Annotated in this window: 27 protein-coding genes; 7 read left to right on the plus strand and 20 right to left on the minus strand. The window is 61.5% G+C overall.

The window, feature by feature from the left end; all coding sequences use genetic code 11:
• On the plus strand, positions 1 to 289 hold a 289-nt coding region (locus tag QU481_RS06885), incomplete at its 5' end, for a transposase (RefSeq protein WP_289828758.1).
• A 439-nt stretch (positions 290 to 728) separates the two neighbouring features.
• Here the strand turns inward: QU481_RS06885 and QU481_RS06890 are convergent.
• The 3 genes from QU481_RS06890 to QU481_RS06900 form a co-directional block, all read right to left on the minus strand.
• On the minus strand, positions 729 to 1955 hold the full coding sequence (locus QU481_RS06890; protein WP_289829192.1) for an MFS transporter: 1227 nt from the start codon (positions 1953 to 1955) through the stop codon (positions 729 to 731).
• A 65-nt stretch (positions 1956 to 2020) separates the two neighbouring features.
• Positions 2021 to 2251 (minus strand): tautomerase family protein, encoded by a 231-nt coding sequence (locus QU481_RS06895; protein WP_289829193.1) that lies wholly within the window; start codon positions 2249 to 2251, stop codon positions 2021 to 2023.
• A gap of 15 nt (positions 2252 to 2266) precedes the next feature.
• A complete protein-coding gene (locus QU481_RS06900) occupies positions 2267 to 2479 on the minus strand; it encodes an HAD family hydrolase (protein WP_289829194.1) in 213 nt (70 codons plus the stop codon).
• 185 nt (positions 2480 to 2664) lie between these two features.
• Here QU481_RS06900 and QU481_RS06905 point away from each other — a divergent pair, with 185 nt between their 5' ends.
• Complete coding sequence (locus QU481_RS06905) at positions 2665 to 3630, plus strand: NAD(P)-dependent oxidoreductase (RefSeq protein ID WP_289829195.1); 966 nt, start codon at positions 2665 to 2667, stop codon at positions 3628 to 3630.
• 16 nt (positions 3631 to 3646) lie between these two features.
• Here the strand turns inward: QU481_RS06905 and QU481_RS06910 are convergent, their stop codons facing one another.
• Positions 3647 to 4456 (minus strand): 4'-phosphopantetheinyl transferase family protein, encoded by an 810-nt coding sequence (locus QU481_RS06910; RefSeq protein ID WP_289829196.1) that lies wholly within the window; start codon positions 4454 to 4456, stop codon positions 3647 to 3649.
• A 36-nt stretch (positions 4457 to 4492) separates the two neighbouring features.
• On the opposite strand from QU481_RS06910, the gene QU481_RS06915 reads away from it, so the two are divergent.
• Positions 4493 to 5131: a TetR/AcrR family transcriptional regulator gene (locus tag QU481_RS06915; protein ID WP_289829197.1), complete on the plus strand. Its 639-nt coding sequence runs from the start codon at positions 4493 to 4495 to the stop codon at positions 5129 to 5131.
• Positions 5132 to 5401: 270 nt separating this feature from the next.
• Here the strand turns inward: QU481_RS06915 and glmS are convergent, their stop codons facing one another.
• From glmS to mnmG, 16 genes are all read right to left on the minus strand, one after another.
• Entirely contained in the window at positions 5402 to 7231 is a 1830-nt protein-coding gene (gene glmS / locus QU481_RS06920; RefSeq protein WP_289829198.1) for a glutamine--fructose-6-phosphate transaminase (isomerizing), read from the minus strand.
• Complete coding sequence (locus QU481_RS06925; RefSeq protein WP_289829200.1) at positions 7231 to 8022, minus strand: DeoR/GlpR family DNA-binding transcription regulator; 792 nt, start codon at positions 8020 to 8022, stop codon at positions 7231 to 7233. The genes glmS and QU481_RS06925 overlap by 1 nt, the downstream gene beginning before the upstream one ends.
• Positions 8023 to 8217: 195 nt before the next feature.
• Positions 8218 to 9579: a bifunctional UDP-N-acetylglucosamine diphosphorylase/glucosamine-1-phosphate N-acetyltransferase GlmU gene (gene glmU, locus QU481_RS06930; RefSeq protein WP_289829201.1), complete on the minus strand. Its 1362-nt coding sequence runs from the start codon at positions 9577 to 9579 to the stop codon at positions 8218 to 8220.
• 85 nt (positions 9580 to 9664) lie between these two features.
• Positions 9665 to 10087 carry a F0F1 ATP synthase subunit epsilon gene (locus QU481_RS06935; RefSeq protein WP_289829202.1) on the minus strand — a complete coding sequence of 141 codons (423 nt, stop codon included), beginning with the start codon at positions 10085 to 10087 and terminating at the stop codon, positions 9665 to 9667.
• 11 nt (positions 10088 to 10098) lie between these two features.
• Entirely contained in the window at positions 10099 to 11493 is a 1395-nt protein-coding gene (gene atpD / locus QU481_RS06940) for a F0F1 ATP synthase subunit beta (RefSeq protein WP_289829203.1), read from the minus strand.
• A 45-nt stretch (positions 11494 to 11538) separates the two neighbouring features.
• A complete protein-coding gene (atpG, locus tag QU481_RS06945; protein ID WP_289829204.1) occupies positions 11539 to 12405 on the minus strand; it encodes a F0F1 ATP synthase subunit gamma in 867 nt (288 codons plus the stop codon).
• Positions 12406 to 12458: 53 nt separating this feature from the next.
• On the minus strand, positions 12459 to 14003 hold the full coding sequence (atpA, locus tag QU481_RS06950) for a F0F1 ATP synthase subunit alpha (protein WP_289829205.1): 1545 nt from the start codon (positions 14001 to 14003) through the stop codon (positions 12459 to 12461).
• Positions 14004 to 14011: 8 nt separating this feature from the next.
• Positions 14012 to 14551 (minus strand): F0F1 ATP synthase subunit delta, encoded by a 540-nt coding sequence (locus QU481_RS06955; protein WP_289829206.1) that lies wholly within the window; start codon positions 14549 to 14551, stop codon positions 14012 to 14014.
• A gap of 7 nt (positions 14552 to 14558) precedes the next feature.
• On the minus strand, positions 14559 to 15029 hold the full coding sequence (locus tag QU481_RS06960) for a F0F1 ATP synthase subunit B (protein WP_289829207.1): 471 nt from the start codon (positions 15027 to 15029) through the stop codon (positions 14559 to 14561).
• A 47-nt stretch (positions 15030 to 15076) separates the two neighbouring features.
• Positions 15077 to 15370, minus strand: coding sequence for a F0F1 ATP synthase subunit C (gene atpE, locus QU481_RS06965; protein WP_289829209.1), 294 nt, complete (start codon positions 15368 to 15370; stop codon positions 15077 to 15079).
• Between the two features lie 66 nt (positions 15371 to 15436).
• Positions 15437 to 16252, minus strand: a complete 816-nt coding sequence (gene atpB, locus QU481_RS06970) for a F0F1 ATP synthase subunit A (protein ID WP_289829210.1) — start codon at positions 16250 to 16252, stop codon at positions 15437 to 15439.
• Positions 16253 to 16262: 10 nt separating this feature from the next.
• On the minus strand, positions 16263 to 16625 hold the full coding sequence (locus QU481_RS06975) for an ATP synthase subunit I (RefSeq protein WP_289829211.1): 363 nt from the start codon (positions 16623 to 16625) through the stop codon (positions 16263 to 16265).
• Positions 16626 to 16718: 93 nt separating this feature from the next.
• Positions 16719 to 17573, minus strand: a complete 855-nt coding sequence (locus QU481_RS06980; RefSeq protein WP_289829212.1) for a ParB/RepB/Spo0J family partition protein — start codon at positions 17571 to 17573, stop codon at positions 16719 to 16721.
• A 4-nt stretch (positions 17574 to 17577) separates the two neighbouring features.
• Positions 17578 to 18369, minus strand: a complete 792-nt coding sequence (locus QU481_RS06985) for a ParA family protein (RefSeq protein ID WP_289829213.1) — start codon at positions 18367 to 18369, stop codon at positions 17578 to 17580.
• Entirely contained in the window at positions 18366 to 18992 is a 627-nt protein-coding gene (gene rsmG / locus QU481_RS06990) for a 16S rRNA (guanine(527)-N(7))-methyltransferase RsmG (protein WP_289829214.1), read from the minus strand. The genes QU481_RS06985 and rsmG overlap by 4 nt, the downstream gene beginning before the upstream one ends.
• On the minus strand, positions 18989 to 20884 hold the full coding sequence (gene mnmG, locus QU481_RS06995; RefSeq protein WP_289829215.1) for a tRNA uridine-5-carboxymethylaminomethyl(34) synthesis enzyme MnmG: 1896 nt from the start codon (positions 20882 to 20884) through the stop codon (positions 18989 to 18991). Before mnmG ends, rsmG begins: the two co-directional genes overlap by 4 nt.
• Positions 20885 to 21083: 199 nt before the next feature.
• Here mnmG and QU481_RS07000 point away from each other — a divergent pair, with 199 nt between their 5' ends.
• The 4 genes from QU481_RS07000 (at position 21084) to QU481_RS07015 (ending at position 24925) form a co-directional block, all read left to right on the plus strand.
• Complete coding sequence (locus QU481_RS07000; RefSeq protein WP_289829216.1) at positions 21084 to 21833, plus strand: GNAT family N-acetyltransferase; 750 nt, start codon at positions 21084 to 21086, stop codon at positions 21831 to 21833.
• Positions 21834 to 21912: 79 nt separating this feature from the next.
• A complete protein-coding gene (tsaA, locus tag QU481_RS07005) occupies positions 21913 to 22605 on the plus strand; it encodes a tRNA (N6-threonylcarbamoyladenosine(37)-N6)-methyltransferase TrmO (protein WP_289829217.1) in 693 nt (230 codons plus the stop codon).
• Between the two features lie 70 nt (positions 22606 to 22675).
• On the plus strand, positions 22676 to 23641 hold the full coding sequence (locus QU481_RS07010) for a Tim44 domain-containing protein (protein WP_289829218.1): 966 nt from the start codon (positions 22676 to 22678) through the stop codon (positions 23639 to 23641).
• Positions 23642 to 23785: 144 nt separating this feature from the next.
• Positions 23786 to 24925 (plus strand): EAL domain-containing protein, encoded by a 1140-nt coding sequence (locus tag QU481_RS07015; protein WP_289829219.1) that lies wholly within the window; start codon positions 23786 to 23788, stop codon positions 24923 to 24925.
• Positions 24926 to 24947 lie beyond the last annotated feature (22 nt).

Genomic DNA, 24947 nt, shown 5'->3' on the forward strand with positions numbered 1-24947 from the left:
GTTTGTGATCGTCGATGGCCATCCGATCCACAAGGCGAAGCTGGTCAGGGACTATGTGGAGAGCTTGGAAGGCAAGCTCAACCTGTTCTACTTGCCGCCTTACTCGCCGCAACTGAATCCGGACGAGCAGGTCTGGGCGCACGTGAAGCGCCAGGTATCAAAGCGTCTGGTGCAAAACCATGAGGAAATGAAGCGGCTAGCAATCGGCGCCTTGCGTCGAATCCAAAAGCTACCCGGGCTGGTGAAATCGTTCTTCCGCCAGCCTGAGTGCCAATATGCCTGCCAGTGACAATACTTTTGCAAAGCTTAGTATATTCATTAAATGGCTTATTACCTCGCCTCGTGACAGGCTTTATTGTTTCCGATTGATGAATGGCAAAAATGTCCGCACTATGCATTTATGAAAAATCAATAGGTTGCGGCAACTACTCATCCTCGGTAAGTTTGCACTCTCTGGGGACAGATGCACTTCACAGTTACAAATTTGTTTGCACTCAGCATTTCTTCTCTCCCCTCCCGAGCCCGCCAACATACCAAAGACATATTATCAACACATAGCCAATCGCCCGAGATCCGACACTTAGCTTCCCTCTGCGCCAAACAGGCTGTTGAGAGGCACGACCATCTGCCTCCTCCTTGCCGAATACTTCTGTGCCACCAAGACAAACCGCCCCCCGGTCTGGACCGGCAGGGCGGTGACATGAATCAACCAGAAGCGCCGCGTGGCATCAGGCCGGCTTTGGCTCACCCACTTGAATTTCAGCCAGATCCTGCTGAAAACGCTGGTAGCTGGCCGGCGAGAAACGTATTGCTAGTACCAGCATGCCCAGACTGGCAATGGTCATCAGCAACCAGATGTAGGACAGATCATTGAATGCATCACGCAGGCTACCGGCGGTCAGCGGGACCAAGCTGGCAATGATGAAGCCCCCCCCTTGTACGAAGGCAGTAAAGTTTCCGGCCAGGGTCGGGTCTTTCAGGTGGTCCATGGCGACGATGATGGATAGTGGGAACAAGAGACCTATGCTGACGCCCAGCAGCGATACGGCAATGTAAGGTGCCTGCAGTGGCGCAACAATCAACATCACGTAGCTCGCGGCGACTAGCAGCAGCGAGGTAGCCAGCAAGCCACGACGATCGGGGAAGCGGCCAATGACAAGCGACAGCCACAGCGCGGTCAACGCCTCGACAATGGTCAGCACCGACAGCAGTAGCCCGGCCGTACCCTTGGCCAGTCCCAGACCGATGTAGAACGGCGAGATCCACGCCATGGCCAGCATGAAGGCGCCGGTGCCGATGCCGAAGAAAAGTAGCAACGACCAGCAGCGACCAATGCGCCAGAACGGTGCGCTTCGGGCGGTTACTTGTACGCTGCTGCGGCCCTCGTACTGGCTTCGGCGCGATGCCAGCAGCCAGTACACGGTGGCGGCTACGGCCGGCAGCGACCAGCTGGCCAGGGTGGACAACCAGCCGAACTGGTCTTCGAGCCAGGAAGCGGTACCGGAACCAATGGCGGCTCCCACCACGATGCTGTTGGAGTACAGTGCGATGACGCTGCTGGTACTGGCGCCGAAATTGCGCTTGATGAAGCCCGGCAGTAGCGCCTGGATCACGGCGATGCCCAGCCCTACCAGGGCGGCGCTGGTGAACAGACCATAACTGTTATCGGTCCACAAACGCATCAGGCAAGCGATGGCGATGACGGCGCCACCAATGGCAATACCGCCTCCCTCACCCAGTGCCTGGCGGATACGCCCGGCATAGATGGCACCCAACCCCATCATCAAGACCGGGATGGAAGTCAGCAGGCTGATTCCTACCGATTTGACCCCGGCAAATTGGCTGATGGACTGAACCAGAGGACCAATGGCGGCGATGGCCGGTCTTAGGTTAAGCGACAGTAGCAGGATAGCAAGCAAGAGGAGGATGCCTGCCGGCTTGGCATGTTGACTCATGACAATTCCTGTTCAAGCAGTGGGTGATCGGCCCGGCTGCTGCAAGGCGACCGGGCGAGGGTGAATCAATAGGTGTAATCGGGCCGTCTCAGCAGATCCGTCATGCGCGGGACGATCAGCGCCTGGTAGACCTGCTGCTGCCACAGCGCCGGTTCAACCGGCTGCAGATCGACCGACACGGCCCCGGTAGGGCATGACAGTTCCTGTTGCAGCAACTGCGTGAGCGATTGCTGGATGCGCTCCAGGTTGGCCGCAGGGATGTCGGCCTTGAAGCAATGGATGACGACATGTGGCATGAGGAGCTCCAGGGTTCAGCTCAGTCCAGCGGACTGCATGGCGGCAATGCCTTCCGGCTTCAGCACGTTGTAATGGCCCACCGCCAGATCGTGCCAGCAGATGTCGAGACCGGCCCGGATGCCCTCCGCGATGAAGGACTCGCCATCACCACGAGCCCGCCAAACCAAGATGGCGCAGCGCAGGGGCTTGTCGGCCAGGGTAATCTGGTAATCCGGTGAGTAGATCACGTGGCCTCGATCAGAATGCGACCAGCCAAGCCAAAAATGCCAAATGGGTTGACCGCAAATGAGCGGCATCATACAGTGACTGGAATGATCATTCCAAATTAATTATTCATTTTGCATTTTTGCTCGCAAAACCACAGAGCATGGACTCATGGTCTGAAACGATCGGAATGATCAGGAATAAAGACATGCCAGCTCCGGCTGGCCTATCAGGCCGCGGATGCACTCACAAAAGCGTCGGTTCATCACCGGCAAGACAGATCAAGGACATCACAATGAACAGCACAATCCCCACCACCGTTGCAGTGTTGGGTACGGGCCTGATTGGCGCGCCAGTAGCGCGCAATCTGGCAAACAAGGGATTCAAGGTGAAGGTATGGAACCGCACGGCGGCCAAGGCGCAGGCGATCGAGCAGGACAATCTGCAGGCCTGCGCCAGCGTGGCTGAGGCCGTCAGCGATGCCAGCTACATCGTGACTGTGCTGAAAGACGGCGACAGCGTCGCTTCGGCCATGGCGGCCGGCAGTGGGCATTTTCTGCCGGGTGCCAAATGGATACAGCTCAGTACGGTGGGGATCGACGCCAGCGTCAGCCTGGCCAGCCTGGCCCTGCAGCAGCAACTGGTGTACTTCGATGCGCCGGTGCAAGGGACACGTCAACCTGCCGAGCAAGGCCAGCTGATCATTCTGGCAGCCGGACCGCTGACTGAGCGGGAAGCGGTGCAGCCCTTGTTTGACGCCATCGGCAAACGCACACTTTGGGTAGCCGACAATGCCGGTCAGGCGAGCCGGTTGAAGCTGGCCCTGAACAACTGGGCATTTGCCCTGACGCATGGGCTGGCAGAGAGCCTGGCTCTGGCCAAAGGTCTGGGAGTAGACCCGGCACTGGTCGTCGACGTGGTCAGCAACGGGCCAATGGATTGTGCCTATTTCCAGCTCAAGAGCGCAGCCATTCTGGCAGACAACTACACTCCAAGCTTTACGGTTGCCAACGCGGTGAAGGACGGCAAACTCATCGTCGAGGCTGCTCGCCAGGCAGGTGTGCAGGCCAATGTGGCTGCCGCCGGATTACAACGCTTTGAACGAGCCCTTGCCGCCGGCCATGGTGACAAAGACATGGCCGCCAGCTTCCTAGCGTCAGACTCCCCTATCTGACCATCGCCTGCTAGTGTCAGGGAGTCCACCACCCACGGCCACGCAGATCGACCGAGGTGTATACGCTGCCCGCTGCAAAGGCAAAATTCACCTCGAACGGCTGAACCCGGTGTTGCCATTCACTGCGAGATGCCGGTGCCAGCCATAGGCGGCCTGCATCCCGTTCCAGCAGGCAGACTTCGAATTCGGTGAAATCAACGACGCGGCCCAGGCGGTAAGACATGGCCTTGTAGCCGGCCTCTTTGGCCGAAAAGATCAGCGTGGCTACGGCGGACAGCGCCTCCCGAGGCAAGTACGCACGATCTGCGGCGGTACAGCAGACAGCCAGAATACTGTCCAGCTGATCACCGGTGGCCAGCGGTTCGCAATCCAGCCCCAGCTCGCCAGGTTCCGCACTGAATGCCACCACTGCTGCAGCTAGATCAGGGCTATGGGTAATGGCCCCCGTGACACCGTCAGGCCACCGGGGCATACCAGCTGCATCGCGTCCAACCACCGCGCCATGCATATGCAGGCTGGCCAACGCCTGTTCAGCACACAAACGACCGGCCAGGAAAGATACCTGCCGGGACCGGACTACCCTTGCGGGAATCGCAGGGTGCAGGCTGGCGGGCGTAATATCCCCCAGCAAAGCATCCAGCGCCGGCAGCGACAAGGCCGCGATCGCCACCTTGCCCATCTGCAGTGGCCACGGTCGCCACAATGCGGCCAGGCTGTTGGTCGCCTCTATGCCCCGGATAGACAGCCCATGCAGCAGCGCGGGCAGCACGCCCGCCTGCTCAACATCGCTTAACATGCTGTGATAGCCTTTAGCGCTTGCAGACATGCCGGGCATACTAACAGAGCATCAGCCAGCTCTCCCGTGGCCGAACGGACCAGCGATGATGTCAACGCCACCCTCTCTCATTTGCCGATTACTATGCATACCCCTCATTTTCATCCCGACGACGCAGCCGACGCGGCCATGCGCATTTTCTGGCAAAAAGGCTATGCTGCCACGTCGATCCAGGATTTGGTCGAGGGAACCGGCCTGTCGCGCAGCAGCCTATACAACACCTTTGAGAGCAAACACGGCCTGTTTCAGCACGCCTTGCGCCGTTACCACGGGCAGACTGCGGCCAACGTCGCCCTGCTGGCTGAAGATGGCTCTGCCGTAGCTCGCGTGCGCGCTCTGTTGCAGCAGATCGTCACGAATGAACTGACCGACACATCCTGTTGCGGCTGCCTGGTGGCTAATACTGCACTGGAACTGGGTGGGCGCGACAGCATAGTGACCAGCTTGCTGGGCGAGCACTTCACTATCCTGGAGACCGCCCTTATCGCCCTGATGCAACGAGGGCAGCAACAGGGGGAAATCGCCTCAGAGAAATCGCCCATCGCCTTGGCGCGTTTCATCGTGGCTACCATTCAGGGCCTGCGCGTGCTGGGCCGGGGCTATAGCGGAGCCGAACAGCCGCAGCGCCTGAACGACGTCATCGATATCGCCCTTGCCTCCCTGTAAACCGAAGGCATACAGAAATTTGGACTGCCCCTAGAACGATGGACACTCCACTTCTTGGAGAGAAAGTAGCCTTTTTCTGCCCAAGGCAGAAATGGTGAGTTTGGCCAATACATTGCCTGAAGGATAGAAAGGCGGCAGTAACTCATATATGAAGCGAAAAGAGGCCCTAGGGCCTCTTCGCTTTTCTAGCATGACTAGCGGATGACAGACTTCATTGTCTCGTAACAGACTTTATTGTTTCCGATCACAAGTCATGAACCTAGCCGGTGCTTACTCGACCGTCACCGATTTAGCCAAGTTGCGCGGCTTGTCCACGTCGGTACCGCGCGCCAGTGCGGCGTGGTAGGCGAGAATCTGTACCGGGATCGCGTGTACCACCGGGCTCAGCACACCAACGTGGCGCGGAGTGCGGATCACGTGCACCCCTTCCGACTCGCTGAAGTGGCTGTCGGCATCGGCGAACACGAACAGCTCGCCGCCGCGCGCACGCACTTCTTGCATGTTCGACTTCACCTTTTCCAGCAGGCTGTCGTTCGGTGCGATCACTACCACCGGCATCGCACTGTCGACCAGCGCCAACGGACCGTGCTTCAGTTCGCCGGCCGGGTACGCCTCGGCGTGGATATAGCTGATTTCCTTCAGCTTCAGCGCGCCCTCCAGCGCGATCGGATAGTGCAGGCCGCGACCGAGGAACAGCGCGTGGTCCTTGGCGGCAAACTTGTCGGCCCAAGCCTTGATCTGCGGCTCCAGGTTCAGCGCATGCTGCACGCTGCCCGGCAGGTGGCGCAGGTCGTCGAGATAGCCGGCCTCCTGTTCGGCCGACACACGGCCGCGTACCTTACCCAGCGTCACCGCCAGCGTGAACAGCGCCACCAGTTGGGTGGTGAACGCCTTGGTCGAGGCAACGCCGATTTCGGCGCCGGCACGAGTGTAGAACACCAGTTCCGATGCACGTGGAATCGCCGACTCACGCACGTTGCAGATCGACAGCGCGTACTGGTGGCCGCGCTCCTTGGCGTACTTTAGCGCCTCCATGGTGTCGAGCGTCTCGCCCGACTGCGAGATGGTCACCACCAAGTGCTGTGGGTCGGCCCAGGCGTTGCGGTAGCGGTATTCACTGGCGATCTCGACATCGCACTGCACGCCGGCGATGCTCTCGATCCAGTACTTGGCAGTCAGGCCGGCGTAGTAGCTGGTGCCGCAGGCAATGATTTTCACGCCGGTCAGCTTGGGCAGCAGCGCCTCGGCGTTCTCTCCGAACAGCTGCATCGCGAAGCCGGCGTCGAGCACCGCCTCGATGGTGTCGGACAGCGCCTTCGGCTGCTCGTAGATTTCCTTCTGCATGAAGTGGCTGTACGGACCCAGCTCCAGCGATGCGAGCGACACGTCGGACAGGTGCACCTCGCGCTCGACGACCGCGTCATGCTTGTCGACGATAACGACGCTGTCGCGACGCAGATGACCGATGTCGCCCTCTTCCAGGAAGATCACCTTGCGGGTGGCCGACAGAATCGCCGACACGTCCGAGGCGATGAAATTCTCGCCCTCGCCCAGGCCGATCAAGAGCGGACAGCCCATGCGCGCGCAGACCAGCTCGTCCGGACGGTCCAGCGCGATCACGCCGATCGCGTAAGCGCCGGTCAGCTCGCGCACCGCACGGCGCACCGCCTCGAACAGGTCGGGGGCATTCTGGTAATGGTGGTGAACGAGATGCGCGATCACTTCGGTATCGGTCTGCGACTCGAAGGTGTAGCCGAGCCCCCTCAGATGCTCGCGCTGTTCCTCGTGGTTCTCGATGATGCCGTTGTGCACCACCGCAATCAGGCCGTGCGACACGTGCGGGTGGGCGTTCGGCTCGGTCACGCCGCCGTGCGTCGCCCAGCGGGTGTGGCCGATGCCGAGCTGGCCGTGCAGCTGCTCGGCGGCCGCCGCCTGCTCCATTTCGGCGACGCGACCGACCCTGCGCACCCGGCGGATCTTGTCGCCGTCCAGCACGGCCACACCGGCCGAATCATAACCCCGGTACTCGAGGCGCTTGAGGCCGTCTACCAGAACCGGAACGATATCGCGCTTGGCGATGGCGCCAACGATGCCGCACATTATTTTCTCCTTGAACTGTCGGTTGGCGAAGGCGCGCAAATCAGCGTAATGCCCTTCGCTTGAATCTTTTCCCTCGCGTCCACAGCGAGGGCGTCGTCGGTCACCAGGGTGTGGATCTTGTCCCACGGCAACTCGAGGTTGGGAATGCGTCGGCCGATCTTGTCCGATTCGACCATAACGATCACCTCGCGCGCGACGTCGGCCATGACCCTTGAGAGGCCCACCAGCTCGTTAAAGGTGGTGGTGCCACGCTCCAGGTCGATGCCGTCCGCGCCGATGAACAGCTGGTCGAAGTCATAAGAACGCAGCACCTGCTCCGCTACCTGCCCCTGGAAAGACTCGGAATGCGGGTCCCATGTTCCGCCCGTCATCAGAAGGGTCGGCTCGTTCTCCAGCTCGCGCAACGCGCTGGCCACATTGAGCGAGTTGGTCATCACCACCAGACCACGCTTGTTGCCCAGCAAAGGAATCATTGCGCTGGTGGTGGTGCCGCTATCGATGATGATGCGGTTGTGGTCCCGGATCCGTTCGGCGGCAGCTCGAGCGATGGCAAACTTTCGGTTTGAAACCTGCTCGACATCCCCTTCGACCACCATCTCGCTGGGTAGCGACACCGCACCGCCGTAGCGGCGCAGCAACAGCCCCCCCGTCTCCAGCAGGGCAAGATCCTTGCGGATGGTGACCTCGGAAGTCGCGAAACGCCGGGTCAGCTCGTCGACGCTCACCTCGCCCCGTTCCTGCACCAGTGCCGCGATGGCATGGCGACGCTGCTGGGTATTTCGTTTCGTCATGCATTTGTTTCGTTTCGAAAGTTTATAGATGGTAGCAGCGAATGGTCGGGGGAGGCAAGACGGCTACCGAGCACGCTGCTACACGAGGGTTCGGCTCAGAAGCAAAACGCGCACATACAACAAAAAGCGCCCATTTCCCCATCAGGAAACGGACGCCGTTGAATGAGCCTTGCCGACGACAGCCAGGTCGCGAAATCAGCCTTTCTTTTGCGGACGCTGCCAGCCGGTCAGCGTCACCTGGCGTGCACGCGCCACCGTCAGTGTCTCGGCCGGTGCAGTCTTGCTGATCACCGAGCCCGCCCCGATCGTCGCCCCGTTCTCCACCGTCACCGGCGCAACCAGCATGGTGCCGGAGCCTATGAAGGCGTTATCGCCGATCACCGTCTTAAACTTGTTCACACCGTCGTAGTTGCAGGTGATGGTGCCGGCCCCGATATTGCTGCCGGAGCCGATCGCCGCGTCGCCGATATAGGTCAAGTGGTTCACCTTGCTACCGACACCGATCTCACTTTTCTTCACCTCGACGAAGTTGCCGATGTGCACCTTTTCGGCCAAGGTGGCGCCCGGACGCAGCCGCGCGTATGGACCGATCCTGCAGTCGGCGCCGACCACCGCGTCTTCCAGGTGCGAGAACGGCGCGATCTTGGTACCTGCAGCGATACGCACATTCTTCAGCACGCAGTGGGCGCCGATCGACACGCCGTCACCCAGCTCGACGGTGCCTTCGAACACGCAGTTCACATCGATCGTCACGTCCTGACCATGACTCAGCGTGCCGCGCACGTCGATGCGAGCCGGATCGGCCAATGTCACGCCGGCCAGCAACAGTTCGCGCGCCTGATTCTGCTGCAGCACGCGCTCCAGCTCGGCCAGCTGCAACTTGTTGTTGACGCCGGCAGCCTGCCAGCTGTCGGCCACACGCACACCGTGCACGGTGATGCCGTCGCGAACTGACAGCGCAATCACGTCGGTCAGGTAGTACTCGCCTTGTGCATTGCCATTGTTCAACTCGCCCAGCCAGCCGGCCAGCCGCGCAGTCGGCAGCACCAACATGCCGGTATTGATCTCAGTGATCGCACGCTGCTCCGGATTACAGTCCTTGTCCTCGACGATCGCCTCGATGCCGTGTGCACCGCGCACGATGCGGCCATAGCCGGCCGGATTGGCCACCACATCGGTCAACAGCGACGACTCGCTGCCGGCGGCGGCGACCAGGTCAGTCAGCGTCTCGACCCGAGTCAGCGGCACGTCTCCGTACAGCACCAGCGTCTTGCCGGCCTGTGGCAACAACGGCAACGCCATCTTCAGTGCATGACCGGTACCCAACTGTTCGGCCTGCTCGGCCCACTCGATGTCCGGATCGGTGATCGTCGCGCGCACCTGCTCACCGCCGTGGCCGTACACCACCACGATGCGCGCCGGATTCAACGCCCGGGCAGTATGGATCACCCGCGCGAGCATCGGTTCACCACCGATCGGATGCAGCACCTTGGGCAGGGAGGAATACATGCGCTTGCCTTTACCGGCAGCGAGGATGACGATACTGAGTTGGTCCATGGATCAGGCAAACAACCGGAAAAAATAAAAGAAATGGGCTACCCCGAGGGGTAGCCCATTATAAACCACGAATCGAGTCGTGCTTTTAACGCGTACGGCGGCGGAGGTAGTCCAGCGTCTTCAGCTCGGCGATCGCCACAGCCAACGCGGCATGCGCTGCCGCCGTTGCCTTGTCGTCGACCGCCTTCAGCAGAGCCTCTTCGGCTGCCCGCTTGGCTTCGTTGGCCCTCGCCTCATCAAGGTCTGCCCCGCGAATGGCGGTATCAGCCAGCACAGTGACCAGGCTCGGCTGCACTTCCATCATGCCGCCGGACACGGCGACCAGGACTTCCTTGTCCTGACCCGGCACCGTCAGGCGCAGCACGCCCGGTTTGATGCGGGTCAACAGCGGCACGTGACGCGGGTAGACACCGATTTCGCCTTCTTCAGCCGGAGCCACCAGAAACTCGGCTTCGCCCGAATAGATCTGCTCTTCGGAGCTAACCACTTCCACCTGCATCTTGGCCATGAGCCGTCTCCTTAAAGGGTCTTGGCCTTCTCGGCAGCTTCTTCGATGCTACCCACCATGTAGAACGCTTGTTCCGGCAGATGGTCGTACTCACCGCTGAGAATTGCCTTGAAGCCCTTGATCGTTTCGCGCAGCGGCACGTATTTGCCCGGCGAACCGGTAAACACTTCGGCCACGTGGAACGGCTGAGACAGGAAGCGCTGGATCTTACGAGCGCGCGCCACGGTCAGCTTGTCTTCCGGCGACAGTTCGTCCATGCCCAGAATCGCGATGATGTCGCGCAGTTCCTTGTATTTCTGCAAGGTGGTCTGCACGCCACGCGCTACCGAGTAGTGCTCATCGCCAACGACCAGCGGATCGAGCTGACGCGAGGTCGAGTCGAGCGGGTCCACGGCCGGGTAGATACCCAGCGAGGCGATGTCACGGGACAGTACCACGGTCGCGTCCAAGTGGGCGAAGGTGGTAGCCGGCGACGGGTCGGTCAAGTCATCCGCAGGCACGTATACGGCCTGGATCGAGGTGATCGAACCATCCTTGGTCGAGGTAATGCGTTCCTGCAGGCGGCCCATTTCTTCGGCCAGCGTCGGCTGGTAACCCACCGCGGACGGCATACGACCCAGCAGCGCGGACACTTCGGTACCGGCCAGGGTGTAACGGTAGATGTTGTCGACGAAGAACAGCACGTCACGACCCTTGCCCGACTCATCCTTCTCATCGCGGAAATGTTCCGCCATGGTCAGACCGGTCAGGGCCACGCGCAGACGGTTGCCCGGCGGCTCGTTCATCTGGCCGTAGACCATCGCCACTTTATCAAGGACGTTGGAGTCCTTCATTTCGTGGTAGAAGTCGTTACCTTCACGGGTACGCTCACCCACGCCGGCGAACACGGACAGACCCGAGTGCGCCTTGGCGATGTTGTTGATGAGCTCCATCATGTTCACGGTCTTGCCCACACCGGCACCACCGAACAGACCCACCTTACCGCCCTTGGCGAACGGGCACAGCAGGTCGATCACCTTGATGCCGGTTTCCAGCAGCGAGGTGGCGGACGACAGTTCGTCGAACTTCGGTGCAACCTGGTGAATGGCGCGACGGTCTTCGGTCGCTACCGGGCCGGCTTCATCAACCGGGTTGCCCAGCACGTCCATGATGCGACCCAGCGTGGCCTTGCCGACCGGCACCGAGATCGGTGCGCCGGTGTTGGCTACGGTCAAGCCGCGCTTCAGGCCGTCCGAGCTGCCCATCGCGATGGTACGGACCACGCCGTCGCCCAGCTGCTGCTGGACTTCGAACGTCAGGTCGCCATCGACCAGCTTCAGGGCATCATAAATCTTTGGCATGGCATCGCGCGGAAACTCCACGTCGACGACCGGGCCAATGATTTGTACGATTTTGCCTTGGCTCATTATCGGTTCCTAAACTCAATAAACTTTTACAGGCTGTCGCGACGGTCAGACCGCTGCGGCACCGGCCACGATTTCGGACAGCTCGGTGGTAATCGCCGCCTGGCGCGACTTGTTGTACACAAGCCGCAGCTGCTTGATGGCGTTACCCGCGTTGTCGGTGGCGGCTTTCATCGCCACCATCCGGGCTGCCTGCTCCGAGGCCATGTTTTCGGCCAGTGCCTGATAAACCACCGATTCCAGATAGCGGCGCACCAGGAACTCCAGAACCGCGAGCGGATTCGGCTCGTACAGATAGTCCCAGGAGTGGGTGTGCTCGACCACCATGTGTTGCGGGGTCAACGGCAGCAGTTGCTCGATAGCCGGTTCCTGCTTCATCGTGTTGATGAAGCCGGAGTACACGATGTAAATCGCATCCAGCTCGCCGTCGGCAAACTTCTTGAACAGCACCGTAAGCGGGCCAATCAGTTTTTCCATCTTCGGCACATCGCCGAGCTGGATCGCGCTGGCCACGACATTCATCTTGGCGCGCTGGCAGGCCGAGAGGCCCTTCGCGCCCAGGCAGCACACGTCGATGTCGACGTTGGCGTCCTTGAGCTCCTGCACCTTGCCGAAGAAGCGCTTGAGCGAGTTGGCATTGAGGCCGCCGCACAAGCCCTTGTCGGTGGTGATCAGGATGATGCCAGCACGTTTGATGGTCTCAGGCGTTGCCAGCAGAGGGTGTTCCACGTCCGTATTGGCCTGAGCAAGGTGCGCCATAACCGTGCGCACCTTCTCGGCGTAAGGACGGGCAGTGCGCATACGCTCTTGCGTCTTGCGCATCTTCGAGGTCGACACCATCTGCATTGCGCGAGTGATCTTCTGCGTGTTCTGCACGCTTCGGATCTTGGTGAGAATCTCTTTACCGACTGCCATGTCCTGAACCTTTCTCTTTGGCTAACTAGTAGTGTCTACGTTGGCCGAAAGACTCAGTTGTAGCTGAAGCCGGCTTTGAACGATTCCATCGCCTTGACCAGCACTTGCTCGTTGTCGCCCGAGAGGTCACCCTTCTCGTTGACGGCCTTGAGCAGGTCGGCGTTGTTGGCGCGCACGAAAGCCAGGAAGGCTGCTTCGAAGTCCAGCGCCTTTTTCACCGGCACGTCTTCGTAGTAACCCTTGTTCACCGCCCACAGGGTCAGCGCCATTTCGGCGGTCGACAGCGTGGCGTACTGCTTCTGCTTCATCAGTTCGGTAACGATTTCGCCGTGCAGCAGCTGCTTGCGGGTCGCTTCGTCCAGGTCCGAGGCAAACTGCGAGAACGCAGCCAGTTCGCGGTACTGGGCCAGCGCCAGACGGATACCACCGCCGAGCTTCTTGATCACCTTGGTCTGAGCCGCACCACCCACGCGGGATACCGAGATACCGGCGTTAATAGCCGGACGGATACCCGAGTTGAACAGGTCGGTTTCCAGGAAGATCTGGCCGTCGGTAATCGAAATCACGTTGGTCGGCACGAACGCGGACACGTCGCCGGCCTGGGTTTCGATGATCGGCAGCGCGGTCAGCGAACCGGTCTTGCCCTTCACTTCGCCGTTGGTCAGCTTCTCCACTTCGTCGGCGTTGATGCGCGAAGCACGCTCGAGCAGACGGGAGTGCAGGTAGAACACGTCGCCCGGGTAGGCTTCACGGCCCGGCGGACGGCGCAGCAACAGCGAAATCTGACGGTAAGCCACGGCCTGTTTGGACAGGTCGTCGTATACGATCAGCGCGTCTTCGCCACGGTCGCGGAAGTATTCACCCATCGCGCAACCCGAGTACGGGGCGATGAACTGCAGAGCGGCAGCTTCGGAAGCGGTAGCCGCGACAATGATGGTGTGACCCATCGCGCCGTGCTCTTCCAGCTTGCGTACTACGTTGGCGATCGACGAAGCCTTCTGGCCGACTGCGACGTAGATACAAATAACGCCGGTGCCCTTCTGGTTGATGATCGCATCCAGAGCCACGGCGGTCTTGCCGGTCTGGCGGTCGCCGATGATCAGCTCACGCTGACCACGGCCGATCGGCACCATCGAGTCGATCGACTTCAGACCGGTCTGCATCGGCTGATCTACCGACTGACGCGCGATCACGCCCGGGGCGATCTTTTCGATCGGCGAGCTGAATTTGGCGTCAACCGGACCCTTGCCGTCGATCGGCTGACCCAGCGCGTTCACCACGCGGCCAACCAGTTCCGGACCAACCGGCACTTCCAGAATGCGGCCGGTGCAGGTGACTTCGTCACCTTCGGAAATGTGCTCGTATTCGCCCAGTACCACGGCACCTACGGAGTCGCGCTCCAGGTTCATGGCCAGGCCAAAGGTGTTGCCCGGGAATTCGAGCATTTCACCCTGCATCACGTCTGCAAGGCCATGGATACGAACGATACCGTCGGTCACCGAGATTACCGTACCTTTGGTACGGACATCGGCGCCTTCGGCCAGGTTCTGAATCTTGGCCTTGATCAGATCGCTGATTTCAGAGGGGTTCAACTGCATGATCTCTCCTAATTCTTGAGGCTAGCCGCCATGTCCTGCAGTTTGCCGCGAATCGACGCATCGATCACGTCGTCGCCGACCAATACTCGGACCCCGCCAATCAGCTCGGGGGTGACGCGCACATCAAGACGCACGGTCTTACCGTACTTCTTGGAAAGCGTGTCGATGAGTTCGGTCTTCTGCTCATCGGTCATCGGGAAGGCGGTTTCTGCCAGAGCATCCAGCACACCCTCCGCTTCAGCCTTGAGGAGCTCAAACTGTTCGGCAATTTCCGGCAGCAGCAACAGACGGCCATTGGCGATGAGCGTGACCACCAGGTTCTTCACCTCGGCATTCACCTGCTCTGCGCCCAGCACGTTCAGCACCAACGCCTCAATCTCTTGAGCGGTATGTTTCGGCTCGGTGACGAACTTGGTCACCACCGGGTTTTGCACCATGGCAGCGAGCCACGCGAGCGCCTCGGACCAGGCGCCGAGGCGTTGTTGCTCGTTGGCCAGGCTAAATACCGCTTCGGCGTAGGGCCTTGCTACGGTAGTAAGTTCTGCCATGAATTGATTACAACTCCGCTTTGATGGAGGCCAACAGATCGGCGTGCTTGGTCGCGTCGATTTCCTTGCGCAGGATCTTCTCCGCGCCGGCCACGGCCAGGGTAGCAACCTGTTCGCGCAGAGTTTCCTTCGCGCGCAGGACTTCCTGATCGATCTCGGCCTTGGCATCTGCTACCAGACGTGCGCCTTCTTGGCGAGCGGTCTCGCGAGCCTCTTCCACGATCTGGTTGGCACGCTTTTCAGCGCCCAGCATGATCTCGGTCGATTGCTGACGGGCCTTGTTGAGCTCGTCGGCTACGCGCTTCTCGGCAGCCAGGAGATCCTGTTTGCCTCTTTCCGCTGCGGCCAAGCCATCGGCGATGCGCTTGGCGCGCTCATCCATCATGTTGGTAAGCGGAGGCCAAACAAACTTCATGGTGAACCACACCAGGATGGCGAAGGTAATCGCCTGCCCCAGTAGTGTTGCGTTGAATTCCACGCTTGTTTTCCTCCAGTGTGATTACAACAACCGTCCCACTTGGGGAATTAGGCGCCAGCGCCAGCCTTCAGAGCGGCCAGAGCAGCGGTCAGGAACGGGTTGTTGAAGGTGAACAGCATAGCCACACCCACACCGATCATGGAGATCGCGTCCAGCAGACCAGCGATAATGAACAGCTTGGTTTGCAGAACCGGAACCATTTCAGGCTGACGCACCGAGCTCTCCAGGAACTTGCCACCGAGGATGGCGAAGCCCAGCGCGGTACCGATGGCGCCCAGGCCAATGATCAGGGCAGCTGCCAGTACGGTCATCGACTGGATCTGAGAAACGAGTGCTTCCATTTAAATCTCCTAAGATTTTAAAGCAAGGATGGTTGGTAAAAAGGTGAAACGTAAAACGGGTACGACTTAGTGTGCTTCTACTGCCAGGCTCAGGTACACGATGGTCAGCATCATGAACACGAAGGCCTGCAGCGTGATGATCAGGATGTGGAAGATCGCCCACGGCGCGCCCAGCACCCACTGCGCCCCGATCGGCAGCAGCGCGATCAGGATGAAGATCAGTTCGCCCGAGTACATGTTGCCGAACAGACGAAGCGACAGCGAAATCGGCTTGGCGACCAGTTCGACCATCTGGAACACGAAGTTCACCGGGGCCAGAATGATCGCGCCAATCGGGTGGCTGGCGTGGAACGGTGCGGTCAGGAGTTCCTTGGTGTAGCCGCCAACGCCCTTGGCCTTGATCGAGAAGGCGATGATCAGGATCATCACCGACAGCGACATGGCGAAGGTAGCGTTTACGTCAGCCGACGGCACGACGCGCAGGAAGACGTGGTGCGGCTCCATGCCGAAGAAGGTGAAACCGATCCACTGGGCGATCATCGGGAACAAATCAACCGGGAACAGGTCCATGAAGTTCATCAGGAACACCCAGCAGAAAATGGTCAGCGCCAGCGGGCCGACCACTTTGCTCTTGGCATGAAACACTTCCTTGACCTGGGTATTGACCATGTCGATGACGATTTCGACAAACAACTGCAGGCGACCCGGCTTGTCCAGGCTGGCACCACGGGCTACACCGGCGAATACCGCCAGGAAGATAAAGCCCAGCAGCAGCGAGATCGAGAAGGTATCGATGTGGAGGCTCCAGAAGCCGCCGGTCTCATGCGCGGAGTTCCAGAACGTTAGGTGGTGCTTGATATAGTCAGTCGCGTTGCTTGCCATGCTTATGTTCTCAATTTTTGACTAAAAGCTTGAACCAGTAGGCCGATACGGCGGCGATATATCCACCGAACAAGGCAGCTACCGATAAATCCTTGAAAAACGCGAAGGCTGCCCCAAACATTGAAATCGTGAGCAAAAACTTCACCGCCTCGGCGGCGAAGTGGGCCTTCAGCAGTTCCGCCGGTGCGGCACGGCGGCGCTTGTAAGCAATTCTTGCGTAGACGAGAGCCGGGATTATCACGCTGCTTCCGCCGATCAGCGCGGACAGCACTGCGCTCAGTCTGTTATGGCTCAATACTGCACTGACCAGCACGGCGCACGCCGTCAGCATGCCTTGCAGGCGCACTAAGCGCCTGATTTCGGGATTAATCATGCCCTACCAGTCAGAAAAATCACGCGATTATAGGCAGACAGATTGATAAGCGTCAAATCGACGCCTACGCACTTTTAATACCAAATGAAATAGTCACTCCATTGATTTCAATTGGAGTTTTTCCAGTAGCGTCTCGAATTGATCGAGCGATCCGTACTCGATCGTCACCTTGCCTTTGCCCTGATTGCCATGGCGAATCTGCACCCGGGTGCCAAGTCGCTCGGACAGGCTTTCCGCAAGGCGCGCGATGTCGGGGTCGAGCCGGCGCAGAGGGGTGGGGATACTGGCCGGCTCGGTCAGCGCCTGCACGCGTCGTTCCATTTCTCGCACCGACCAACCCTGCTCAGCCGCCTGTTGCGCCAATGCAACTTGCTGCAATACAGGCAAAGTCACCAGCGCCCGTGCATGCCCCATTTCCAGCCGTTTGTCATGAAGCAATTCCTGCACTGGATCCGGCAGTTGCAACAGCCGCAATAAGTTGGATACGGCGCTGCGCGAACGACCGACTGCCTGGGCGGTCGCGTCATGGGTAAGGCCGAACTCGTCGATCAGGCGCTTGAGCCCCTTGGCCTCCTCGATCGGGTCGAGATCTTGGCGCTGGATATTCTCGATCAGCGCCATCGCGAGCGCGGCATCGTCGCTGACCACCTTGATCACCGCCGGGATGTCGGTAAGACCGGCCAGTTGGCTGGCACGCCAGCGACGCTCGCCGGCGATCAGTTCGTAATCTCCGAGGCCGATGTCGCGCACCACGACAGGCTGGATCACGCCCTGCGCGCGGATCGAATCGGCCAACTCGGCGAGGGCCTCATCGCTGATGCGGGTACGGGGTTGATATTTGCCGGGGCGGATTGCCGTGACCGGCAACGAGGTCAGGCGGTCGTCCGCGGCGTCGGTCGAGCCGAACAGCGCGTCCAGGCCGCGACCGAGTCCTTTGGTTTTGGCCATGGGATCAGTGGGCTGCAGAAAGAGTTGCGGGTTCGACGCGGGCGATCAGTTCGTCCGCCAGCGCGAGATAGGCTTGCGAGCCGCGCGCAGCGCGGTCGTAGATGATGGCGGGCAGGCCGTGACTCGGCGCCTCGGCAACGCGCACATTGCGCGGGATCACCGTCTCGAACACTTTGTCCTTGAAATGGCTGAACAGCTGCGCCGACACGTCCTGTGACAGGTTGTTGCGCGCGCCAAACATGGTGCGTAGCACGCCGATAATGTCGATCCTCGGATTGATCGCGATGCGCACCTTGCGTAGCGTGGCCATCAGATCGGAAATGCCTTCGAGTGCGTAGTATTCGCAGATCACTGGCACCAGCACACTGTCGGCAGCGACCAGCCCGTTCAGCGTCAACAGCGTCAGCGACGGCGGACAATCGATCAGCACGTAGTCGTAGTCGTCGAGCACCTCGGATAGCGCATTTTTGAGCCGTGCCTCGCGGGCCAGTTCGTTGACCAGTTCGACTTCGGCGCCGCCGAGTTCACGGTTGGCGGGCAGCACGTGGTAGCCGCCCTCCTTCGCTTCGTGACGTGCCTCGGCGACGCTGGCGTCGCCCAACAGCACCTGATAGATACCGGCCGCAAGCCGGCTCTTGTCGATGCCGCTGCCAGTGGTGGCGTTGGCCTGTGGGTCGAGGTCGACGATCAGCACGCGGCGCCCGCGTTCGGCCAACCCGGCTGCCAGGTTGACCACAGTGGTGGTCTTGCCGACCCCGCCCTTCTGATTCGCTACCGCGATCACCCGTGCACTCATGCGTTCACCACTCTCACCAGATGTCGTTCGGCGTCCAGCCCCGGTACGGTCAGCGGCAGCACTTCGGCCACGCGCACATCCGCCGGCAGCAGGGCGATTTCTTCGTAAGGATACACGCCCTTCATTGCCACCCACTGGCCACCGTCGGCCAGCAGATGCCGGGTCAGCTTGACGAACTCGGCCAGCTCGGAAAAAGCGCGCGATGTGATGCGGTCGAACTTCTGTTCCGGCTGGTAATGCTCGACCCGCTCGGTCACCACGGTGACATTAGTCAGGCCCAGTTCGATCACCGCCTGACGCAGGAAGGTGGTCTTCTTGTGATTGGCGTCGAGCACCACCACGGTCAGGTCGGGACGCGCGATCGCCGCCGGGATGCCCGGCATACCGCCGCCGGAGCCGACGTCGAGCAGGCGCGTGCCACCATCGAGCTTGGGCATCAGGCTCAGACTGTCGAGCAGGTGGTAGCTGACCATGCGCTCAGCTTCGCGCACCGCAGTCAGGTTATAGGTCTGGTTCCACTTGCCGAGCAGGGTCAGGTAGCCCTGCAGCTTGTCGATCTGGGCGGCGTCGAGCTCGAGGCCCAGCGCCGCGATCCCTTGTTGCAATTCTTGTGTCGTCGTCATGCTGTTTTTTTCGCGTCGGCAAAGCCACGTTTCAGGTGCACCACCAACAGCGCCACTGCGGCCGGCGTGATGCCAGAGATGCGCGACGCCTGCCCGAGGTTTTCCGGGCGGTGCTGATTGAGTTTCTGCTGGACCTCCTTGGAGAGACCCTTGACTAGGCTGTAGTCGATGTCGGCCGGCAGCGCGACATCGTCGAGTTGGTCGCGACGCGCCAGCTCTTCGTTCTGGCGGTCGATATAGCCTTGATATTTGACCTGAATTTCGACCTGCTCGGCAACCGCCGGATCCTCGACCGCGCCGCCGGCTTCCGGCAGCGTCATCAGGTCCAGATAGCGCACGTCAGGGCGCTTGAGCAGGTCGGCGAGCGTGTATTCGCGCTCGATCGTCTTGCCGAGCAAGGTTTCCAGCCGCGCCATGTCGCTTACCTTGTTCGGGTGCAGCCAGGTGCTCTTCAGTCGTGCCTTCTCGGCTTCGACTGCGTCGCGCTTACGACAGTAGCTGTCCCACTGCACGTCACCGATCAGGCCAAGTTCGCGGCCGATCTCAGTCAGGCGCAGGTCGGCGTTGTCTTCGCGCAACTGCAGACGGTATTCGGCGCGGCTGGTGAACATGCGGTACGGCTCGGACACGCCGCGGGTGGTCAGGTCATCGACCAGCACGCCAAGATAGGCCTCGTCGCGGCGCGGCGCCCAGCCTTCTTCCTCGAAGGCGTAGCGGGCCGCATTCAGGCCGGCGAGCAGGCCCTGCGCAGCGGCCTCTTCATAACCGGTAGTGCCGTTGATCTGGCCAGCGAAGAACAGGCCGGCAATCGCCTTGCTCTCCAGCGTGGTCTTCAGCGCACGCGGATCGAAGTAGTCGTACTCGATCGCGTAACCCGGACGCAGGATGTGGGCGTTCTCCATGCCGCGGATCGAACGCACTGCGGCGAGCTGGATGTCGAACGGCAGGCTGGTGGAGATCCCGTTCGGGTAGAACTCGTGGGTATCCAGGCCTTCCGGCTCCAGGAACACCTGGTGGCTGTCCTTGTCGGCGAAGCGGTTGATCTTGTCCTCGATCGACGGGCAGTAGCGCGGGCCGACCCCTTCGATCACGCCGGTGAACATCGGGCTGCGGTCGAAGCCGGAGCGGATGATCTCGTGGGTGCGCCCGTTGGTGTGGGTGATCCAGCACGGCAGCTGCTTCGGGTGCATCGCCACATTGCCGCGATAGGAGAACACCGGCTCCGGCGTGTCGCCCGGCTGTTCTTCCATCACCGAGAAATCGACGCTGCGGCCGTCGATCCGCGGCGGGGTGCCGGTCTTGAGTCGACCGACCGGCAGCGCCAAATCGCGCAGCCGCGCGCCCAGCGTCAGCGCGGCCGGGTCGCCGGCACGGCCGCCAGTGTAGTTTTCCAGGCCGACGTGGATCTTGCCGGACAGGAAGGTGCCGGCAGTCAGCACCACCGCACGGGCGACGAAGCGGATGCCGATGGTGGTGATGGCGCCGGTAACGCGGTCGCCCTCGACGATCAGGTCGTCGACCTGCTGCTGGAACAGATCGAGGTTGGGCTGGTTCTCCAGCATGTGGCGGATCGCCGCCTTGTAGCGCACGCGGTCGGCTTGGGCGCGGGTGGCGCGCACCGCCGGGCCCTTGCTGGCGTTGAGAGTACGGAACTGGATGCCGCCGATGTCGGTGGCGAGCGCCATCGCGCCGCCGAGCGCATCCACCTCTTTGACCAGGTGCCCCTTGCCGATGCCGCCGATCGACGGGTTGCACGACATCTGACCGAGTGTCTCGATGTTGTGCGTCAGCAGCAGTGTCTTGCGGCCCATGCGCGCACTGGCGAGGGCCGCTTCGGTGCCGGCGTGGCCGCCGCCCACCACTATCACGTCGTATGTCGTCGGGTAAATCATGGCTATTCAGCAAAGAGCGCGTATTGAGGTAACCCGCCATTGTACGCCAATTCGGCGCACCGGGGTAAGTAACTGATTTGACGGCGCTTATCTTGTCATATTCCGGTTACTATTCCGTCATCATTGCGTCATCGGAGCGACACGGCTGCGTCAAACGGGCCGCCTAGCATGAGTCCAACACCATGAGGAGGACCAAGCCATGCTGTTAAACGAACAACAGTCCCCGCGCAAACGCCCCCGGCTGACCGTGCGACTCGCCGACGGCGCCGACGATGTTCGCCGCGCGCAGAAGCTGCGCTACAACGTGTTCGGCGAAGAAATGGGTGCCAAGCTTGCGTCGGCCCACCTCGGCCTCGATGTCGACGATTACGATGCGTTGTGCGATCACCTGATCGTCGAGGACCCGGCCAGTGGCATGGTGGTCGGTACCTATCGGATGCTGCCGCCGGCCGCGGCACGCCGGGCGCCGAGCCTGTACTCGGAACATGAATTCGATCTGTCGCGCCTCGCCAACATCCGCGAGCACCTGATCGAGTGCGGCCGTTCCTGCGTACACAAGGACTTCCGCACCGGAGCGGTGATCACGCTGCTGTGGTCGGGCCTCGCCGACTACGTACAACAGCAGGGCGGCGCGTACCTGGCCGGCTGCGCCAGCGTCAGCCTGGTCGACGGCGGTCATCAGGCGGTGAGCCTGTACCGTCAGATCGAGGCCCAGCACCTGGCGCCGGCAGAATGGCGGGTATTCCCGCACCTGGCGCTGCCGCTTGATCAGGTACAGGACGATGCCACCCCGGCGCCGATGCCGCCGCTGATCAAGGGCTATTTGCGCGCCGGCGCCTTCGTCGGTGGCGAGCCGGCCTGGGACCCGGACTTCAATTGCGCCGACTTCTTCATGCTGCTGCCGATGGCCAAGCTGAACCAGCGCTACAACCAGCACTTCGTAGCCTGAGCCCCCTCCCCTGCCCCAAGGTTGGCCGAATCGCGTCGGCCGACCTTGCCGGTCGCCCCAGGCTGCTACAATGCCCGTCATGCAGCCCGTCACTTTCGCGCCGATCGGCGTCATCCACTCCCCTTATAAAGAGAAGTTCGGCATCCCTCGCCAACCCTCGCTGGTGCCGGCAGCGCGGATCACCCTGGAACTCGTACCCCCGTTCGACCAACCTGACGCGGTGCGAGGCCTTGAGGCATTCTCTCACGTGTGGATCCATTTCGTGTTCCATGAGACCGCTGCGCGCGGCTGGACTCCGTTGGTACGCCCCCCCAGACTCGGTGGCAACGCCCGGGTCGGCGTATTCGCCAGCCGCTCGACGCATCGCCCCAATCCGCTCGGCCTGTCGCTGGTCGAACTGCTTGGCGTCGACACCACGAACGGGGTGAGGCTGCTGCTCGGTGGTGCAGACCTGCTCGACGGCACCCCGGTGCTCGACATCAAACCCTACATCCCGTTCGTCGAGGCTCGCCTCGAGGCCCGCGGCGGTTTCGTCGACGGCCCGCCCCCGGTGCTGCGGGTGGAATGGAGCGAACGGGCACGCGCCGATCTTGCCGCGGCCGCCGATGTTCCGACGGGTTTTGCCGAACTGATCGAGCAGGTCCTGCAACAGGATCCGCGACCGGCGTACCAGGACGACCCAGAGCGGGTATACGGCGTACGGCTTGATCGCTTCGATGTACGCTTCCGGGTGGCCGGCAACGACGTGCAAGTGCTTGAAATCTGCGGCTGATACCCCGAACTTATGTATGGGCCACGGGTCTATCCGGGGCTTATCCATAATTCATAGAAAGAATACCGTCATGACAACTCGCGCCAAGACCACCATTCTGGCCTTGTCCCTGGTGTCGCTGCTGGCCGCGCCGTTCGCCGACGCGGCCCGCCTGGGCAAAGGCAAGAGCTATGGGATGCGCCGCGCCGCGCCGACCCAGAGCTACCAGCAACCGTACGCAGCACCGGCCCAGCCTGCCACTCCAGCCCCCGCACCTGCCCAGGCCGCACCGCAGCGCAAGGGACCGGGCGTCGGCACCGCCATCGCAGCCGGAGCCGCCGGTGCAGTAGGCGGCTACATGCTCGGCAAGGCGATGAGCGGCAATGCCTCCGGCAACGCCGCCGGCCACCCGGCCGAGCAAGGGCTACCGTGGGGCACCATTGCGCTGTTCGGCCTGCTGATCGTCGGTGGGGTGATGTTCCTGCGCCGCCGCACCGCGCAGGCCATGGCCACCCCGCCCGCTAGCGGCTATGGCCAGCAGCCCCAGCCGGCCAATGGTTCGTTCCACTACGAACCACAGCAGCCAGCCCAGCCGAGCAGCTACGGCACCATCCCGAAGATCGGTTCCGGCCTGGGTGCCGGCAGCGGCATCGGCGGCGGTGTGCCCGGCTATTCGCCGGCCAACCAGGGCCGTCTGCCGGATGGCACCGAGGTGCCGAACTTCCTGCGCCAGGCCAAGGCGACCTTCCTGCACCTGCAGAGCCTGAACTCGCCCGACGCGGTCGAGGAGGTACGCAAGTACATGACGCCGGAGCTGTTCGCCGCACTGCGCGACGATATCGCCAGCAATAACGAGCTGGCTGACTTCCCGTCGCTCGACTGCCAAGTGATCGAAGCGGTCGAGGAGGCCGGCCGCTATATTGCCAGCGTGCGCTTCTCCGGGACGGTGAGCGAAAGCGTCAACGCACCGGCCGAACCATTCGCCGAAACCTGGCATTACATCAAGGACGCCAGCACGCAAGGCAAGTGGCTGGTGGCGGGCATTCAGCAGGGCTAAGCGCATCGCCTTGCCCCATGCACATCAACGGACGCCTGTGGCGTCCGTTTTTTGTTGGACAGTTAATTTGACACTTAACTGGGCTACACTGGAATGCATTTTGCTGGAAATAACAATAAAACACAGGATGTGAGGACTGAATCAATGAGCACCCCGCCCCCCGAGCACGGCTCGCCCGCCACGGCGAACTGCCGTTTCCAGCCTATCTATAGCCTGTCGCACCGGCGCAGCGTGGCACTGGAGGCACTGAGCGCCAGTGTCGACCAGGATCCGACCTCCTGCCTGCTTTCCAGCTACTGCCGCGAGTTCGCCCTGCTCGAGCGCACGCCGCGCTGGCTGATGATCAAGCCTGCTCCGGTGAGCTTTGCCAGCGCAGAGGCCCGCGCCGCGCTACTGGAGACGCTGGAGGCGCACCAGCTGCCGTCGCATCGCATCGTCATCGCAGTCAGCGATGCGGCGCTGGAACAGTCGCCGGAGCTGATCGATGCGCTCGTTGCGCTGAAGCAAGCAGGCTTCCTGCTGGCGATCGACGATTTCGGGGTCGGCCCGACCCAACTGGCCCGGTTGAGCCAGCTTGAACCGGACCTGGTGAAGTTCGACCATGCACTACTGGAGAACGCCGCCGAGCCGGGGCGTAACCGCAATCTACTCACCAGGCTGGTGCATCTGATGCACGAAATGGGGGCACTGGTGGTGCTGACCGGGGTGCACAACGAGGACAATCTACTGATCGCGCTCGAGTCCGGCGGCGATCTGGTCCAGGGTGACTATGTCGCCGAACCGGCCGCCACGCCCGAGGACGACGCCGCGATCACCCCGCGCATCGACGCGCGCTGGGACCAACTGATGAACCGCGAGCTTCTGACCCGCAAGCTGACCCGTCGCCATCTCGAACTGGCGCGCCAGGCCTTCGTACAGTCGGCAATCGCGCTGATGCAGGGCACGCCGTTCACCCAGGCCGCCACGCCGATGCTGGCGCTGCCCGATGTGACCCGCGCCTTCCTGCTCGACCAGGAAGGTCGCCAGCTCGGCGGCAACCTGAACCGCCAGCGCAACGGCAACGGCAACCGCGACGACAAGTTCTCGCCGCTGACCGATACCACCGGCGCCATCTGGTCGCGCCGCGCCTATTTCCAGCACGCGATCGACCAGCCGGGCGTGCTGTACATGAGCGAACCGTATCTGTCGATGACCGACACGCGACGCTGCATAACGCTGTCGATGGCCATCGAGATCGACGAGACGCTGCACGTGCTGTGTACCGACCTGTTGGTCCGACACTAAAGGGCCGGCAACGACAAAGGGC

This window comes from Crenobacter oryzisoli, assembly GCF_030385785.1.
In the GTDB taxonomy this organism is placed as follows: Bacteria; Pseudomonadota; Gammaproteobacteria; order Burkholderiales; family Chromobacteriaceae; genus Crenobacter_A; species Crenobacter_A oryzisoli.